Below are 17,185 nucleotides of genomic sequence, written 5' to 3'. Positions count from 1 at the left end.
CCTCAAGAAGCGAGACCGGCCACCCGCAGCGCGTGCAGCAGGTCCCACTGGCGCTGGTCCGAGACCGACTGCGCCGAACGGAGCAGCAGGGGCACCAGGCGCTGGGGGTCCGGTTCCGCGCTGTGGGCCGCCTCCTCCGGGGTGCGGACCTGGACGTAGGTGTCCAGCAGGGCCCGGGCCTCCCGGTGCCGGCCCTCCGCGTCCAGGACGAGGACGGCCTCGCCGATCTCGGTGGCGGGGCGGGCGACGCCCTGGCGCAGGATCTGCCGGCCGTCGTCGGTCCGGCCCGCGGCGGTCAGGGCGTCGGCGGCAGCGACGAGCCGGACGGGCGGCAGCGAGGCCGCCTCCCAGAGCAGCGTGGCCCAGTCGGCGCCGAGCCCGGCCCGCTGGAGGGCGTCCGCGAGCAGCGGGAACCGGGCGGCGGCCCAGTGCGCGGCCTCGGCCAGGAGTGCGTGCGCCTCCCCGGTGCGGCCCTCCGCCCGCAGTTGTACGAGCCGCTCCACGGCGGCCGTCACGGCCCGCCCCGCCTCCTCGTCGGGCTGGGCCACCGCCGGCTCCGGCCGCGCCGGCGCCTCGGTGGCCCCGGCGAACCGGGCGCCGCGCGGGGTCCGGCGGCCGGTGGCGGCCGCGGGCGCGGACGCCTCGGGCGTCTGCGGTACGACGGTGGGCGCGGCCTCGTCCTCCGCCATGCCGGCGAACCGGGCGCTGCCCCGGCGCCGCTTGCGCTGCTTGGCCGGGGCGGAGCCCTCCGGGACCGGGGCGGGGTCCGGCTCGGGAGCCGTGGCCCGGGTCCGTGCCGTTGCGCCCTCGTCGGGCGTGGTCCCGTTCGGGTGGCCGAGCGATGTGGGGCCGGCCTCGCGCGCGTCCCTGTCGGTGTGCGCGTCCACGGCGGTCGCGGTGTGCGCCGGCGGTTCGGCCGGGCCCGGCCCGGAGGGCTCGCGCGCCGACGGGGTCTCCCCCGACGGTCCGCCCGGGTGCGCGCCGTCCGTCGCCGCCGGCGCCGGATCTCCGGCCCTGCCCGCATCGCCCGCCCCGTCGGCCGAGAACACGTCACCGGCCGAGAACGCGTCGTCGGCGCGGAACAGCGCCCTGCCGCCCCCGAGCTGCGTCGTCCGCGCGCTCCGCAGGCGTCCGGCGAGTTCGGCCCGGTGCTCCAGTCGCCCGATCCGGGCCCGGAGTTCGGCACACCGGGCGGTCGCCCGCTCGTGGTCGTCGCGGGCCCAGGCGAGGTCGATGCCCAGGGCCTCGGCCTCCTCGCGGGAGTGCGCGGCGTCGAGGGCGCGGCCCAGCTGGGCCAGCCGTTCGGCGGCGTACCGCTGTTCGCGGAGCGTGCTGTCGAGGCGGTCGCTCAGGTCCTCGCGGGCGCCCGGACGGGAGTCGTACGCGGTGAGCGCGTCCGCGTGCAGCAGCCGGGCCTGCTGGGCCTCGTGTGCGGCGGCGTCGGTGCCGTACACGGCCGCGAGGTCCTGGAGCAGCGCCTCCACGACGTCCCAGGGCGGCACCTCGCGCCCGCCGAGGCAGGCCTGCATACCGTCGGGGTCGCGCTGCCAGAAGACGGCGCACCAGCCGCCACCCTGGTCCAGGCGCGCCAGCAGGCCGTTCAGGTAGTTCGCGAACTCCCGCACCCGGCCGGGGAGTTGATCCACAGTCATCGCTCGACTCCCGCCAGACCGGAGCACTCCGGCTCCGTAGGCAACACCAGTTGTGTTACGGGGTTGCTACAGGGAGTTTTCAGCGGGGGCACAGAGCCCTCATTGCCCGATCTTGACCGATGCGTGTCATACGGCGAGCAGGGCGCACCGCTCCACCAGGTCGTCCATCGACAGGCCCAGGGCGCGGGCCAGCGCGGCGACGGTGAAGAAGGCGGGGGTCGGCGCCCGCCCGGTCTCGATCTTGCGGAGGGTCTCGGCCGAGATGCCCGCCGCGGCGGCGACCTCGGTCATGCTCCGGCCGCCGCGCGCCTCGCGCAGCAACCGGCCGAGCCGCTCGCCGCGTTCGCGCTCTTCCGGGGTGAGAGGGGTACGTACCATGCCGCCATTCTAACCCGGTCGAGAAAACCGGTATATTAATTGGCATGATGGAACTGAAGACAGACACATCGCTCGACGCCATGCACGCGGCGGGGCAGGTCGTCGGGCGAGCCCTGGCGGCCGTACGCGAGGCCGCCGACGTCGGCGTCTCCCTCCTCGAACTGGACGAGGTGGCACGGGAGGTGCTGCGCGCGGCCGGAGCCTCCTCCCCCTTCCTCGGCTACCGGCCCTCGTTCGCGCCCACCCCGTTCCCCGCCGTCATCTGCGCGTCCGTGAACGACGCGATCGTGCACGGCATCCCGACCGCGTACCGGCTGCGCGACGGCGACCTGGTCTCCATCGACTGCGGCGCCGAACTGGACGGCTGGGCCGGTGACTCGGCGATCAGCTTCCCGGTCGGCGAGCCGCGCGCGGCGGACGTACGGCTGATCGAGACGGCGGAGCGGGCGCTGGCGGCGGGCATCGCGGCCGCGGTGGTCGGCAACCGCACCGGCGACATCGCGCACGCGGTCGGGCGGGTGTGCCGCGAGGCCGGCTACGGCATCCCGCAGGGCTTCGGCGGGCACGGCATCGGCCGCCGTATGCACGAGGACCCGGAGGTGCCGAACGAGGGCCGCCCCGGGCGCGGCTTCCCGCTCCGGCACGGCATGGCCCTCGCGATCGAACCCATGCTGATCGGCAGCGGCCGGGACGGCTACCACGAGGCTCCCGACGGCTGGACCCTGCGCACGAACGACGGCTCCCGGGCCGCTCACGTGGAGCACTCGGTGGCGATCACGGAGGCGGGACCGCGGGTCCTCACCGCCCGGAATTCAAAGAACTGACACAGGCTTTTCCTGAGCATTTCTTATCGTGATATGCGGGCCGGTGGAGCACAAATGAATTCCCTGGAACGCTGAACAACGGCGACGGTCCCCCCGTATACATATCCGTGAAGGGCGGAGAAACAGCCGCCCAATCAGCGAAGGAGTTCTCATGGAAAACGTGCGCATGCGAGTTCCGTTCCCCCGGCCCACGCGACGGCAGCCGGTGCCTCCGCCGCCTCCGCCCCAGGGTCGGCGGCGGCCCCGGCCGAATACCAACGGCCGCTGATCACCTGACACAACGCGCCGCAGGCGCACCGGCCGGATTCCGGGTCCGGCCGGTGCGCCGCAGGAAAGGCGTGTAAATTACCGCGGTATCGCGTCCGAAGTGGCTCCGGTGCTGAATTCTTTCCGGCGGGCAGGGCGGCCGCAGTGCCTGAAATACACGGCGTGAAACACGCACAGTGTGAAACACGCACAGCGTGAAACACGCAGTCGCCCGGCGGCCCGCCGCCCGGACGGCTGGACGTGCCCCCCTCCGGCGGGCGTGCGAAGGTGGTGTGACCGGGCCCTGCAGGGGCACCCGCGTGGACCGGCACGTCGACCAGCGAGCGCGTCCCCCAAGGCGCCGGGACGCCGGAACGGAACGAACGCTCATGAACAGCGGCTACCCCGGACCGGGCGACTACGGACAGGATCCCTTCGGGGAGTTCCTCGCGCGCTTCTTCGGTGGCGGCGGAGCCCGCCAGGGCCCCCGGCAGATCGACATCGGCAGGCTGCTGAGCCAGCCGGCCAGGGAGCTGGTCAAGGGCGCCGCCCAGTACGCCGCCGAGCACGGCAGCCGGGACCTCGACACCGAGCACCTGCTGCGCGCCGCGCTCACGGCGGAGCCCACCCGTTCCCTGCTGAGCAGGTCCGGCGCCGATCCCGATTCGCTGGCCACGGAGATCGACGGCCGCGCGGGCCCGGTCCAGCACCCGCCCGGCGAGGCGCCCCCGCCGACCTCGCTGTCCCTCACCCCGGCCGTGAAGCGCGCCCTGCTGGACGCGCACGACCTGGCCCGGGCCGGCGGGGCCGGATACATCGGCCCCGAGCACGTGCTGGGCGCCCTCGCCGCCAACCCGGACTCGGCCGCCGGGCACATCCTGAACGCCGCCCGGTTCGCCGCCGCCGGCCTGCCGCCGGACACCGCCGAGACCGACCGCTCGCTCGCCGGACCGGACACCCGGCGCCGTACGAGCAGCACGCCGAACCTCGACAAGTACGGCCGCGACCTGACCGAGCTGGCCGGGGAGGGCCGGATCGACCCGGTGATCGGCCGCGACGACGAGATCGAGCAGACCATCGAGGTGCTCTCCCGGCGCGGCAAGAACAACCCCGTGCTGATCGGTGACGCCGGCGTCGGCAAGACGGCGATCGTGGAGGGGCTGGCCCAACGGATCGCCGACGGCGACGTGCCGGACGGGCTCGCCGGGCGCCGGGTGGTAGCCCTCGACCTGTCCGGCGTGGTCGCGGGCACCCGCTTCCGGGGCGACTTCGAGGAGCGGCTCAACAACATCGTGGGCGAGATCCGCTCGCATTCCGACCAGCTGATCGTCTTCATCGACGAGCTGCACACCGTGGTCGGCGCCGGGGGCGGCGGCGAGGGCGGCGCCATGGACGCGGCCAACATCCTCAAGCCCGCGCTGGCCCGGGGCGAGCTGCACATCGTGGGCGCGACCACCCTCGAGGAGTTCCGCAAGATCGAGAAGGACGCGGCGCTGGCCCGCCGCTTCCAGCCGATCCTGGTGCCGGAGCCGACGGTCCCCGACACCATCGAGATCCTGCGCGGCCTGCGCGACCGCTACGAGGCCCACCACCAGGTCCGCTACACCGACGAGGCGCTGGTCGCCGCCGTGGAGCTCTCCGACCGCTACCTCACCGACCGCAGACTGCCGGACAAGGCGATCGACCTGATCGACCAGGCCGGCGCCCGGGTCCGCCTCGGCGCCCGGACCAAGGGCAGCGACGTGCGGGCGATGGAACGCGAGATCGAGCGGCTCACGTGCGACAAGGACCAGGCGGTCGCCGACGAGCAGTACGAACGCGCCACCCAGCTACGCGACCGCGTCGGCGAGTTGAAGTCCCGCATCGCCGAGCTCTCCGGCGAGGACGAGGTGGACGAGGGGCTGAACCTGGAGGTGACGGCCGAGGCGATCGCCGAGGTGGTCTCCCGGCAGACCGGCATCCCGGTCAGCAGCCTCACCCAGGAGGAGAAGGAACGCCTGCTCGGCCTGGAGGCGCATCTGCACCAGCGGGTCATCGGCCAGAACGAGGCGGTCGCCGCCGTCGCCGAGGCGGTCATGCGCTCCCGCGCCGGTCTGGCGAGCCCCCAGCGCCCGATCGGCAGCTTCCTGTTCCTCGGCCCGACCGGTGTCGGCAAGACCGAACTGGCCCGCGCGCTGGCCGAGGTGCTGTTCGGCAGCGAGGACCGGATGGTCCGCCTGGACATGAGCGAGTACCAGGAGCGCCACACCGTCTCCCGCCTGGTGGGCGCCCCGCCCGGGTACGTCGGCCACGAGGAGGCGGGCCAGCTCACCGAGGTCGTCCGCCGCCACCCGTACTCCCTCCTCCTCCTGGACGAGGTGGAGAAGGCCCATCCCGACGTGTTCAACATCCTGCTCCAGGTCCTGGACGACGGCCGCCTGACCGACTCCCAGGGCCGCACGGTGGACTTCACCAACACGGTCATCGTGATGACGAGCAACCTGGGCTCGGACGTGATCACCAGGCGCGGCGCCGGCATCGGCTTCGGCCCCGGCGGCGAGGAGGCGACGGAGGAGGCCCGCCGCGAACGCGTCCTGCGCCCGCTGCGGGAGCACTTCCGCCCGGAGTTCCTCAACCGCATCGACGAGATCGTCGTCTTCCGCCAGCTCACCGGCGAGCAGCTGCACCAGATCACCGAGCTCCTCCTGGAACACACCCGCCGCATGCTGCACGCCCAGGGCGTCACGGCCCACTTCACGGACGCGGCGGTCAACTGGCTGGCAGAACACGGCTACCAGCCGGAGTACGGCGCCCGGCCACTGCGCCGCACGATCCAGCGGGAGGTCGACAACCAGCTGTCACGACTACTGCTGGACGGCACAGTCACGGAGGGCAGTGAGGTCACGGTGGATGTGAGCGACGGCCATTTGGAGTTCCGGCCCGCGAAGGCGCCCCTTTAGGGGCGCGGGGAACTGCGCGACCAGCCCCCACGCACCCGCAGTCCGCGAACTACGGAGCCGGATCCACCACCTGCGCGGATCCCCCACCCCGCCGCACCGTCTCAGCCGCCGCCAGCCACTTCCCACCGGGCAGCCGCTGCACACCAGTAGCCGCACCGATCTCCGGATTCAAGCTGAACGAGTGCCCGATGGCCTCCAACTTCCCCCGCAGATCGGCGTCGTTGTACAACGCCGGTTCCAACTCGGTCTTCGCCGCGTTCCGCTGCGACGCCCGCGGCGCGGCGATCGCGTCCACCAGCGGCAGATGCCGGTCGAGGAACTCGGTCAGCACCTGGAGCACGGTGGTGATGATGGTCGCCCCGCCGGGCGAACCCACGGCGACCACAGGCTTGTTCGCCTTGTCGAGGACGATCGTCGGCGAGATCGAGGACCGCGGCCGCTTCCCGGGCCCCGGCAGGTTCGGGTCGTGCACCGCGGGGTTCGCCGGGGCGAAGGAGAAGTCGGTCAGCTCGTTGTTGAGCAGGAACCCGCGCCCGGGCACGGTGATCGCGCTGCCGCCGGTCTGCTCGATGGTCAGCGTGTAGGAGACGACGTTCCCCCACTTGTCGGCGACCGTGAGGTGCGTCGTGTTCTCGCCCTCGTACGTGGTCGGCGCCGCCGTGCCCGTGGACCCGGGGTTGTTGGGGTCGCCCGGCGCGACCGGGCTGGTCAGCACCGCGTCGTCGCTGATCAGCTTTGCCCGCTCGTCGGCGTACCGCTGCGACAGCAGCCCCTTCGTCGGCACGTCCTCGAACGCCGGGTCGCCGACCCAGCGCCCGCGGTCGGCGAAGGAGATCCGGCTGGCCTCGATGTAGTGGTGCAGGTACTGCACCTCGCTGGCCTTCGAAAGGTCGGTGTTCTCAAGGATGTTGAGCGCTTCCCCGACCGTCGTCCCGCCGGACGACGACGGCGCGATCGAGTACACCTTCAGCCCGCGGTACCCGGTCTCGGTCGGCGCCTGCACCTTGGCCCGGTAGGCGGCCAGGTCCTTCGTGGACAGCTTGCCCGCCCGCGCCTTCCACCCCGACGCGGGGTCCACCGGCGGGTTGTCGACCGTCGACACGATGTCCTTGCCGAGGTCGCCCTGGTAGATGTCCGCGACCCCCTTCTTCCCCAGCTCCTTGTAAGTCCGGGCGAGTTCCGGGTTCTTGAAGGTGGAGCCCACCACCGGCAGCTGCCCGCCCGGCAGGAACAGCTTCGCCGTGTCGGGGAAGTACCGGAACCGTGTCTCGTTCGCGGCGGTCTGCGTCCGGAAGGTGTCGTCGACGACGAACCCGTTGCGGGCGATCCGTTCGGCCGGTTTCAGTACCGCGGAGAGCCGCTCGCTCCCCCACTGGTTCAGCGCCGTCTGCCAGGTCGCCGGCGTCCCCGGCGTCCCGACGCTCAGTCCGCTGCTCACGGCGTCGGCGAAGGCCAGCGGCTGGCCGTTCTCCACGAACAGGTTGGAGTCGGCGGTCAGCGGCGCGGTCTCGCGGCCGTCGATCGTGTGCACGGTACGGGACTTGGCGTCGTAGTAGACGAAGTAGCCGCCGCCTCCGATGCCGGAGGAGTAGGGCTCGGTGACGCCCAGTGCCGCTGCGGTCGCGACGGCCGCGTCGACCGCGTTGCCGCCCTTGCGGAGCACCTCGATGCCGGCGGCGGTGGCGTCCGCGTCGACGCTGGCGACCGCACCGCCGTAGCCGACGGCCACCGGGGTTTTCGCGGCGGTTGCGGCGCCGGGGGCGGGAGGCGCTGCCGCCCCCACCGACACCACCGCGGCCGAGACCGCCAGGACGGTCAGTTTCCGCGCGACAGGGCGACGCATCCGCACCTCCAGTTCCGGAACGTCCGCGCAGCGTATCGACGGGGCCGCAGCCCCGACAGCCACATTCAGGGCACTGTCATATGACTGCCACACTTCGAACACGGGTACGTTCCGGCCACCTGTGACCGCTAGCATGCGCGCCCATGAATGACGACCTGCGCAACATTATCCTCGGCGTCGTGGCGGCCGGCATCAGCGCGGCGCTCGGCTGGCTGGCCCGTACCTCGCTGTGGCGTCGCAGCCTGCGCCGCAAGCAGGCCTTCTTCGGGCTGCCGGAGAACTCGGAGTCGCTGCTGGTCGTCAACCGCGATCCGGCCACGTCCGAACCGGCAGTCCACCGTTTCGACGTGTTCGCCCTCCTGGAACTGGCCGCGCTGATCAAGGACTGCGGCGCGAACCTGCAGATGGTCACCCAGGACAACGTCCAGCAGGGCTTCGGCGAGCGGACCGAGTTCTGCGTCGGCGGCCCCGGGTCGAATCGCCGCATGCTCGCCCACATGTCCGCGATGTTGCCCGGCATCCGCGTCAACATCGACCCGGAGCCGGGCCCGGACCGCGGCGCCTTCCAGATAGGCACCGAGCGCTACCGCCTCGACCCGGGCATCACGGAGTACGTGCTGCTGGCCCGCCTGACCGCCGGCCAACGCCCGGACGCCCGGCCGGTGTTCCTCTTCTGCGGACAGCGCGCGATCACCAACCAGGCGGCCACCCGCTACCTCGCCCGCAACCACCAGCGGCTCGCCCGCAAGCACGGCAACAACTCCTTCGTGCTGCTCCTCAAGGTCGTCAACTCGCAGGCGTACGGCCCTGACGTGGTCGAACTCGTCGAGGACGTCACCCGTGCCGCCCAGGCGCCGCTGCCGCCCGCCGCGACCGACACCGCACCCGCCTCGCACCGCACGTCCTGACTACCTGCACCCTTCAACAATCGTTACTGGCACGTAACTTACCGACGGGTTACTTGCGGTAAGAGGTCGCGGTTACCGTCGGGTCACTTTGCATTGACACGTATGGGGAGTGACCTGTGGGAACCCAGCGCAAGGCCCTGCGTACGACCGCCGTGGGCGCCGTCTCCGCGACCCTGATCGCCGGAGGCGTCCTCGGGTTCACCCCCGCCGCCCAGGCCGCCACGAACGGCGTCCGCTTCGTCGACATCACCGGCGACGGCGGCACGACGCTCAAGGCGAACGTGGTCACGCCCGCGAGCTCCGACGGCACGCACCGCTACCCGCTGCTCGTCATGCCCACGAGCTGGGGCTTCCCCCAGGTCCAGTACCTGGCGCAGGCCCAGAAGCTCGCCGACTCCGGCTATGTGGTGGTGGCCTACAACGTCCGGGGCTTCTGGCAGTCCGGCGGCGAGATAGAGGTGGCGGGTCCGCCCGACGTGGCCGACGCCTCCAAGGTGATCGACTGGGCGCTCGCCAACACCCCGTCCGACGCCGGGCACATCGGCATGGCGGGCGTGTCGTACGGCGCCGGCATCAGCCTGCTCGCGGCCGCACACGACCGGCGGATCAGGGCGGTCGCCTCGCTCAGCGGCTGGGCCGACCTGATCGACTCGATCTACTCGGGCCGCACCGAACACTCCGAGGCCACGGCCGTACTGGACGGCGTCGGCCTCGTCACCGGCCGCCCCAGCGCGGAGACCAGCCAGGCCCTCAAGGACTTCTTCGCCGCCGACCTGTCCAAGGAACAGGAACTGATCGACTGGGGAAAAAAACGTTCCGCCGCGACCTACGTCGACCAGATCAACAAGAACGGCGCGGCGATCATGCTCGCCAACGCCTGGGGCGACACGATCTTCCCGCCCAACCAGATCGCCGACTTCTACGGCAGGCTGACCGGCCCCAAGCGGCTCGAACTGCGCCCCGGCGACCACGCCACCGCCGAGCTGACCGGACTGTTCGGGCTGCCCAACGACGTGTGGACGGACACCGAGCGCTGGTTCGACCACTATCTCAAGGGCGCGGACAACGGGATCGACCGCGAGCAGCCCGTGGAGCTCAAGTCCCGTTCCACCGGCGGCTACGAGGGCTATCCGGACTGGAAGTCGGTCGGGGCCACGCGGCACAAGATCGACCTCGCGGGCACGGCCACCGTGCACGCCAACGTCGACTCGGGCGCGGACGGCGGGACCGTCTTCCTCTCCAGCATCCTCGACCAGGTCGCCCAGCTGCCGCCGGTCGCCTCGATCCCGCTGCTGCCCCGGCGCTGGGCCGCCGTCTGGCAGTCCGGGCGGTACCCGGCCGCGCAACAGGTGCGCGGCACCGCCCGGTTGCACACCACCCTCACCCCGACCGCCGAGAGCGGCACCCTCGTCGCCTACCTCTACGACGTGGGGCCGCTCGGCCTCGGCAGGCTGGTCACCCACGCGCCGTACACCTGGCACGGCCGGACGCCCGGCAAGGCGTTCGACGTGGACCTGGACCTGTTCGCCACGGCCTACGACGTGCCCGCGGGGCACCGGCTCGCGCTGGTGGTCGACACGGTGGACCCGCTCTACATCGAGCACAACCCGTCCGGCGCGCAGCTGACCTTCTCCTCGCCGGTGGACGACCCGTCGTACGTGTCCGTTCCGCTGCGCGAGCAGTGATCTCCGGCTGCCGCCGGCCGGGCCTGGCCCTGGCTGCTGCCCCCTACGGCAGCAGCGTCCCCGGTTCGGCCGGGGCCACCTCGGCGGCCCCGGTCCTGGGACTGTGCTGCTCCCGCCTGGCCACCCAGCCGGCGAACCACGAGAGCAACATGCACATCCCGATGTAGATCGGCGAGATCACCATCACCACAGGGATGAAGGGCAAATCGTAGTCCAGGTTCGACGCGATCAGTTTCCCGGCATGGAGGAACTCCTCGTAGGTGATGAGATAGCCGAGCGAGGTGTCCTTCAGGGCCACCACGAGCTGGCTGATGATGGCGGGCAGCATGGCCCGTACGGCCTGCGGCACCAGGACGTACGACATGACCTGGGACTTGCGCATGCCGAGCGCGAACGCGGCCTCCCGCTGGCCGCGTTCGACGCTGTTCACCCCGGAGCGGAGAACCTCCGCGAGCACCGAGCCGTTGTAGAGGGCGAGTCCGGTGACCAGCGCGGGCAGGGGCTGGACCTTCAGCGCCACGAAGACGAAGAAGATCATCACCAGGACGGGCATGGCGCGGAAGAACTCCACGACGACGGTGGCCGCCCAGCGCACCGGACGGTGCTCGGAGAGCCGTCCGGTGGCCAGCAGCCCGCCGAGCGCGAGGGAGAGGACGGCCGCCGCCGCGAAGGCCTTGAGCGTGTTGCCGAGGCCCCGCAGAAGGAGTTCCTGGATTCCCTGGTAGGCGAAGGGCATCCACTTCGTGTAGGTGAACTGGCCGGTGTCGAAGAGGAGATACAGGATCCAGGCGAGCAGGGCGAGGAGGACGGCCGTCGCCAGGACTCCGTACAGCGTGTGCCGTCTCCTGGTGGCCGGCCCCGGGATGTCGTAGAGCGCGGTGGCCTGGCTCATCGGGCGACTCCCCAGGTGCGCTCCATCAGGTGGAACAGGGCGCTGATGGCGAGGGTGATGACCAGGTAGCCGACGGCGATCCAGACGAAGGTCCAGACGATGTTGTAGCCGAGCTCGCTCAGTGTCCGGTAGGTGCCGAGGAGTTCGGTGACGCTGAAGGCACCCGCGATCGCGGAGTTCTTGGCGAGCGCGATAAGGGTGGAGCCGACCGGCGGGATGACCGACCGGAACGCCTGGGGCAGGATCACCAGGTGGAGGGTCTGCCCGAAGGTCATGCCGAGGCTGCGGGCCGCCTCGCCCTGTCCCCTGGGCACCGTGTTGATGCCGGAGCGCAGCGCCTCGCAGACGAAGGCGGAGGTGTAGCAGCCGAGGGCGAGGACCGCGAACACCTGGAAGGGCAGCACCAGTCCGAACCGTGGCAGGCCGAGCAGCACCGCGAAGAACAGCAGCGTGAGCGGGGTGTTGCGGAGCACGGTGACCCAGGCCGTGCCGAAGATCCGCAGGGATCCGACGGGCGCCACCCGGAAGGACGCCATCAGGAAGCCCAGGAGAAGGGCCAGCGCCGAGGAGTAGACGGTCAGTTCGAGCGTGCCGAGGAAACCCTGGGCGTACGTGTGGAAGTTGTCTGTCAGTACGTTCATGCCGTCCTCGCTCAGCTCGCGGGATAGCGGTCGATCGGCGGCGGCGTGGGGGCGGGTACGCCGGACAGGCCGAGCGTCGCCTCGTACGCCTTCTTCCAGTCGCCGTTCTTCTCACGTGCCTCCAATGCGTCGTCCATCGCGAAGCGCAGGGCGGTGTCGCCGCGGGGGACGCCGATGCCGTACGGCTCCTCGGAGAAGGGCCTGCCGACGACCTTGAGTTCGTCAGGGGCCTTCGCCGCGTAGCCGATGAGGATGGCGTCGTCGGTGGTGACGGCGTCGACCTGGTAGGTCAGCAGGTTGTCGACGCAGACGGAGTAGGTGTCGTAGGCGACCAGGACCGCCTTCGGGTAGTCGGCCTTGATCCGCTGGTAGGGCGTGGAACCGGCCGCCGAGCAGACGCGTTTGCCGGCGAGGTCCTGGGGGCCGTGGATGTCGTTCTCGTCGCGGCGGACCAGAAGGGACTGGCCCGCCATGTAGTACGGACCGGCGAAGCCGACGAGCTTCTTGCGGTTGTCGTTGATGGTGTAGGTGCCGACGTAGAAGTCGATCTGGCCGTTCTGCAGGGCGGTCTCGCGGTTGGCGGAGGCGATGGTCCGGAAGCGGATCTTCTTCGGGTCGAGGCCGAGGGAGGCGGAGACCATCCTGGCGATCTCGATGTCGAAGCCCGAGTAGACGCCGGTGGCCGGATCCCGCTCGCCGAGGTAGGGCTGGTCCTCCTTGACGCCGACGACGAAGTACCCGCGCTTCTTCGCCCGGGTCCAGGTCGGGGAGTCCGGCAGCCGGAAGTCCTGCGCGACCTCGTACACGGGGAGCCGGTCGGCCGCGGGGCCTTTGCGCGGCGGGCTGCCCTCCTTGCCGCAGCCGGCGACGCCGAACACGGCGCCGGCGCCGACGAGCAGCGCGGTGAGCAGGGTCAGGACGGCGGGCAGACGGGAGCCGGGCGTACGGGTCGTACGGACCATGGGTGGTGTGCTCCCCGCTCAGTGCTTGAGGATCTTGGACAGGAAGTCCTTGGCGCGCTCGCTGCGCGGGGCGGTGAAGAACTCCTCCGGGGTGCGGTCCTCGACGATGCGGCCGTCGTCCATGAAGACGACCCGGTGGGCGGCGGAGCGGGCGAAGCCCATCTCGTGGGTGACGACGACCATGGTCATGCCGTCCCGGGCGAGCTGCCGCATGACCTCCAGGACCTCGTTGATCATCTCGGGGTCGAGGGCGGAGGTGGGTTCGTCGAAGAGGAGGGCCTTGGGCTCCATGGCCAGGGCACGGGCGATGGCCACCCGCTGCTGCTGGCCGCCGGAGAGCTGTGCGGGGTACTTCTCGGTGTGCGCCAGCAGGCCCACGCGGTCAAGGAGTTCACGCGAGCGCCGGTCCGCCTGGTCCCTCCTGCGTCCGCGGACCTTGATCTGGGCGAGGGAGACGTTCTGCAGGACGGTCTTGTGGGCGAACAGGTTGAAGGACTGGAAGACCATGCCGACCTCGGCGCGGAGCTTCGCGAGGGCCTTGCCCTCCTGGGGCAGCGGCCGCCCGTCGAGGGTGATCGAGCCGGACTCGATGGTCTCCAGGCGGTTGATCGTCCGGCACAGCGTCGACTTTCCCGACCCCGAGGGGCCGATGACCACGACCACCTCTCCCCTGCCGACGGTGAGATCGATGTCCCGGAGGACATGGAGCTCGCCGTAGTACTTGTTGACGTCCCGCAGTTCGATCAGAGGATCGACGGCCATCCGCAGCCCTACCCGCTCTCAGCTGTGTCGTGGTTGCCGCAAACTATCCAGCCGCGGGCGGGCTTGAGGCACGACACGCACTTTTCGGGCATTAGCCGTATTTACGCCGTCTCTGTCGCGCGCGGGGCGCCGTCGTTCAGGCCTCGGCGACCTCCGCGTAGAGCTGCGAGAGCTCGGGGACCCCGCTCGCGGCCCAGTCGTGTCCCGACTCGACGACCTCGAACTCCCGCCCGGACGCCAGCCGTACGACCGGCTCCCCGTCCGCCCGGATCTCCCACTCGGCGCCGGGCACGGTCCGGATCAGGACGGTGCCCAGATACAGGCCGGCGTCGGTGCCGAGCCAGATCAGGGTCTCCTCGTCGTCCCGCCAGCGCGGGAGCAGCTGGTCGAGGGCCTCCAGCGAGGCCGGGGTGTCATCGAGCGCGACACCCTCCTCGGCCGCCTGGGCGCGCAGGAGTTCGCACTCGGCGAGCAGATCGGGGTCGGCGACGTGCGGGACGTCACCGGGCTTGCCGTGCCTGTTACCCAGAAAGGGGATGTTCATGGTCCCAGGTTGACACTCACACCTCCAGGTCCACCACCACCGGGGCATGATCGGAAGCGCCCTTTCCCTTGCGCTCCTCGCGGTCGACGTAGGAGTCCTTCACGGCTTTGCCGAATGCTTCGTTGCCGTACACCAGGTCGATACGCATGCCGCGGTTCTTGGGGAAGGCGAGCTGGCGGTAGTCCCAGTAGGTGTACGGGTGGTCGTACTTCAGCGGGCGCGGGACGACGTCGGTCAGGCCGGTCCCGCGCAGGGCGGTGAGCGCGGCGCGCTCGGCCGGGGTGACATGGGTGAGGCCCTCGAAGGCGGCCGTGTCGTAGACGTCGTCGTCGGCCGGTGCCACGTTGTAGTCGCCGAGGACCGCGAAGGGGCGGCTGCCGGCCGCGTCCCCGGCGACGGCGGCCTGCAGCGCCTCGAACCACTGGAGCTTGTAGGCGTAGTGCGGGTGGTCCACCTCGCGGCCGTTGGGCACGTACACCGACCAGACCCGCACCGGGCCGCAGGTCGCCGAGATCGCGCGGGGCTCCACACTGCCGTCGTAGCCGGGGTCGCCGGGCAGCCCCTTGACGACGTCCGCCAGGCCGGCCTTCGACAGCACGGCCACGCCGTTCCACCGCCCGGTGGCGTTCACCGCCGCCTCGTAGCCCAGCTCGCGCAGCGGCTCGAACGGGAACTGCTCCTCGGCGACCTTGGCCTCCTGGAGGCAGAGCACGTCGGTGCCGCTGCTCTCCAGCCAGGCGAGGAGCCTCGGCAGGCGGGCGGTGATCGAGTTCACGTTCCAGGTCGCGATGCGCATGCCCCACAACCTACCGGGCCCCTCTGACAACCGACCTCGGACGCCCGGGCACAGGCGTCCGGCCTCAGACGTCCGCCGAGGCCCCCGGCGCGAGCCGCTGGTGGTCCGCGCCGCCCAGGGCGCCGATCTGGCGGTCGTAGATCGGCCGGGCCAGGTCGGTGAGCAGGGCGTCGTGGATGTCGTAGGCGCGCCGCGGCTTCACCTCGCGGACGTAGTCGATGACCTCGGAGATCTTGTTCCAGGGGGCCATCACCGGGAGCATCAGCGTCTCGACGGGGTGGTCGGGGACGGTGAGGGCGTCGCCGGGGTGGAAGACCTTCCCGCCGTCGACGAGGTAGCCGACGTTGGTGATGCGCGGGAGGTCCGGGTGGATCACCGCGTGCAGCTCGCCGTGCACCTGGACGTCGAAGCCGGCGGCGGTGAAGGTGTCGCCGTGGCCGACGGTGTGCACGCGGCCCGGGAAGGCCGCCGCGAGCTGGTCGGCGACGGACTTCAGGGTCCAGATCTCGGCGGCCGGGTCGGCGTCCAGAGCGGCCCGCAGCCGGCCCTCGTCGAAGTGGTCCGGGTGCTCGTGGGTGATCAGGATCGCGTCCGCGCCGACGGCGGCGTCCTCCTCGCTGAACCCGCCGGGGTCGAGGACGAGTGTGCGCCCGTCCTTCTCCAGGCGCACGCACGCGTGGGACTTCTTGGTGAGCTTCATGGTCACCATCCTGCCCCCGACCCACCCTCCGGTCCTCGGGGAACCCCCCGATGCCGGGCAGTCCCTCAGCCCTCGGGGGTGGTCTCCTCGCGGATGATCTGCTGGGCCACCCGGAACGCGCTGTTCGCGGCCGGCACCCCGCAGTACACCGCCGCCTGCAGCAGCACTTCCTTGATCTCGCCCGGGGTGAGGCCGTTGCGCAGCGCGGCCCGGACGTGGAAGCCCAGCTCCTCCAGGTGGCCGCCCGCGACCAGCGCGGTGAGCGTGACACAGCTGCGCGAGCGCCGGTCGAGTCCGGGCCGGTCCCAGATCTCGCCCCACGCGTAGCGGGTGATGAACTCCTGGAAGTCGCCGGAGAACTCGTCGGCCTGCGCCAGCGCCCGGTCCACGTGCGCGTCCCCGAGCACCTCCCGGCGGACCTTCAGCCCCGCGTCGTACGGGTCGGGCCGCCCGAGCGGCTGGGGCGGTACGACGGCCGGCGCGATCTCGGCGATCGGCGCGACCTGGGGAGCGACCTGCGGCACGGCCTGGGGCACGGCCTGGGGCGCCGCGAGCAGGACCGGTTTGACCGGAGCGGCCGGGATGGCGATCTGCCCGGTGGTCGAGTCGTAGGCGGGCTGCCAGGCGGCGGAGAAGTGCCGCACCAGCAGCTCGGTGACGGCCGCAGGCTGCTCGACCGGGACCAGGTGGGAGGCGCCCGGTACCACCGCGAGCCGGGCGTCCGGGATCCCGGCGACCAGGGTGCGGGCCTCGGCGGGGCCGGTGACCTGGTCGTCGGAACCGACCAGGACGAGCGTCGGCACTCCGGTCCGGGCGAGTTCGTGCCGTACGTCGAAGCCGGCCAGGGCCTCGCAGGCGGCGATGTAGCAGCCGGGGTCGGTGGTGCGGACCATCTGGACGGCCCACTCGGTGATCGCGGGCTGGGCGGCGGCGAACCCGCCGGTGAACCAGCGGTCGGGCGAGGTCCGGGCGATCGGGTCGAGGCCGTTCGTCCGTACGATCACCCCGCGCTGCCGGAACTCGTCGGCCGTCCCGAACCGGGGCGAGGTGGCGACCAGCGCCAGCGAGGCGATCCGCTCCGGGTGCCGCAGGGCCAGCTCGACGCCGACGGCACCGCCGAGCGCGCAGCCCGCGTAGCCGAAGCGCTGCACGCCGAAGGAGTCCAGCGTGGCCAGCAGCCGCGCGGTCAGCTCGGCCACGGAACCGGCCGGGTGCGCCGGGGCACCGCCGTGCCCGGGCAGGTCGTAGCGGAAGACCCGCCACTGCTGGATCAGCTCCGGGATCTGCCGGTCCCACATGTGCCAAGTGGTGCCCAGGGACGGGCCCAAGACCAGTACGGGGGCCTCTTCCGGCCCGTCAAAACGGTATTGCAGGGTGTTGGACGTACTCTCACTCACCCGGCTCACGCTCCCA

At 71.5% G+C, this 17,185-nt stretch carries 15 protein-coding genes; 4 read left to right on the top strand and 11 right to left on the bottom strand.

Features of this window, described 5'->3' with window-relative positions; all coding sequences use genetic code 11:
- Positions 1-2 precede the first annotated feature (2 nt).
- Together ABZ887_RS40830 and ABZ887_RS40825 are read right to left on the bottom strand one after the other, a co-directional pair.
- Complete coding sequence (locus tag ABZ887_RS40830; protein ID WP_361301828.1) at positions 3-1,652, bottom strand: hypothetical protein; 1,650 nt, start codon at positions 1,650-1,652, stop codon at positions 3-5.
- Between the two features lie 126 nt (positions 1,653-1,778).
- A complete protein-coding gene (locus tag ABZ887_RS40825) occupies positions 1,779-2,030 on the bottom strand; it encodes a helix-turn-helix transcriptional regulator (protein ID WP_361301825.1) in 252 nt (83 codons plus the stop codon).
- 44 nt (positions 2,031-2,074) lie between these two features.
- Here ABZ887_RS40825 and map point away from each other — a divergent pair, with 44 nt between their 5' ends.
- Positions 2,075-2,854, top strand: a complete 780-nt coding sequence (map, locus tag ABZ887_RS40820) for a type I methionyl aminopeptidase (RefSeq protein WP_361301822.1) — start codon at positions 2,075-2,077, stop codon at positions 2,852-2,854.
- A gap of 635 nt (positions 2,855-3,489) precedes the next feature.
- Positions 3,490-6,039, top strand: a complete 2,550-nt coding sequence (locus tag ABZ887_RS40815) for an ATP-dependent Clp protease ATP-binding subunit (protein WP_361301820.1) — start codon at positions 3,490-3,492, stop codon at positions 6,037-6,039.
- Positions 6,040-6,088: 49 nt separating this feature from the next.
- On the opposite strand, the gene ggt is transcribed toward ABZ887_RS40815, so the two are convergent.
- Positions 6,089-7,882 carry a gamma-glutamyltransferase gene (gene ggt, locus ABZ887_RS40810; protein ID WP_361301818.1) on the bottom strand — a complete coding sequence of 598 codons (1,794 nt, stop codon included), beginning with the start codon at positions 7,880-7,882 and terminating at the stop codon, positions 6,089-6,091.
- 143 nt (positions 7,883-8,025) lie between these two features.
- Between ggt and ABZ887_RS40805 the strand changes: the two genes are divergently transcribed.
- The gene (locus tag ABZ887_RS40805) at positions 8,026-8,790 is read left to right on the top strand and encodes a hypothetical protein (protein ID WP_361301815.1); all 765 of its coding nucleotides are present in this window, start codon (positions 8,026-8,028) and stop codon (positions 8,788-8,790) included.
- Positions 8,791-8,906: 116 nt separating this feature from the next.
- Positions 8,907-10,475, top strand: coding sequence for a CocE/NonD family hydrolase (locus ABZ887_RS40800; RefSeq protein WP_361301812.1), 1,569 nt, complete (start codon positions 8,907-8,909; stop codon positions 10,473-10,475).
- Positions 10,476-10,518: 43 nt separating this feature from the next.
- On the opposite strand, the gene ABZ887_RS40795 is transcribed toward ABZ887_RS40800, so the two are convergent.
- The 8 genes from ABZ887_RS40795 to pcaC all read right to left on the bottom strand — a co-directional run bounded on the left by ABZ887_RS40795 (position 10,519) and on the right by pcaC (position 17,169).
- The gene (locus tag ABZ887_RS40795) at positions 10,519-11,367 is read right to left on the bottom strand and encodes an amino acid ABC transporter permease (RefSeq protein WP_361301809.1); all 849 of its coding nucleotides are present in this window, start codon (positions 11,365-11,367) and stop codon (positions 10,519-10,521) included.
- Positions 11,364-12,008: an amino acid ABC transporter permease gene (locus ABZ887_RS40790; RefSeq protein ID WP_361301807.1), complete on the bottom strand. Its 645-nt coding sequence runs from the start codon at positions 12,006-12,008 to the stop codon at positions 11,364-11,366. The genes ABZ887_RS40795 and ABZ887_RS40790 overlap by 4 nt, the downstream gene beginning before the upstream one ends.
- An 11-nt stretch (positions 12,009-12,019) precedes the next feature.
- Positions 12,020-12,970: a glutamate ABC transporter substrate-binding protein gene (locus ABZ887_RS40785; RefSeq protein WP_361301804.1), complete on the bottom strand. Its 951-nt coding sequence runs from the start codon at positions 12,968-12,970 to the stop codon at positions 12,020-12,022.
- A gap of 18 nt (positions 12,971-12,988) precedes the next feature.
- A complete protein-coding gene (locus ABZ887_RS40780; RefSeq protein WP_361301801.1) occupies positions 12,989-13,732 on the bottom strand; it encodes an amino acid ABC transporter ATP-binding protein in 744 nt (247 codons plus the stop codon).
- A gap of 136 nt (positions 13,733-13,868) precedes the next feature.
- Positions 13,869-14,276 (bottom strand): DUF6278 family protein, encoded by a 408-nt coding sequence (locus tag ABZ887_RS40775; RefSeq protein ID WP_361301798.1) that lies wholly within the window; start codon positions 14,274-14,276, stop codon positions 13,869-13,871.
- A gap of 16 nt (positions 14,277-14,292) precedes the next feature.
- Positions 14,293-15,072: an exodeoxyribonuclease III gene (locus tag ABZ887_RS40770; protein WP_361301795.1), complete on the bottom strand. Its 780-nt coding sequence runs from the start codon at positions 15,070-15,072 to the stop codon at positions 14,293-14,295.
- 64 nt (positions 15,073-15,136) lie between these two features.
- Positions 15,137-15,772, bottom strand: coding sequence for an MBL fold metallo-hydrolase (locus tag ABZ887_RS40765; protein ID WP_361301792.1), 636 nt, complete (start codon positions 15,770-15,772; stop codon positions 15,137-15,139).
- A 65-nt stretch (positions 15,773-15,837) separates the two neighbouring features.
- Positions 15,838-17,169, bottom strand: a complete 1,332-nt coding sequence (gene pcaC / locus ABZ887_RS40760; RefSeq protein ID WP_361301789.1) for a 4-carboxymuconolactone decarboxylase — start codon at positions 17,167-17,169, stop codon at positions 15,838-15,840.
- Positions 17,170-17,185 lie beyond the last annotated feature (16 nt).

The sequence above is a fragment of the Streptomyces sp. NPDC047061 genome, from assembly GCF_040643955.1.
Classification (GTDB): Bacteria; Actinomycetota; Actinomycetes; order Streptomycetales; family Streptomycetaceae; genus Streptomyces.
Note: the sequence above shows the minus strand (reverse complement) of the source record. Positions and strands in the feature narration are given on the sequence as shown.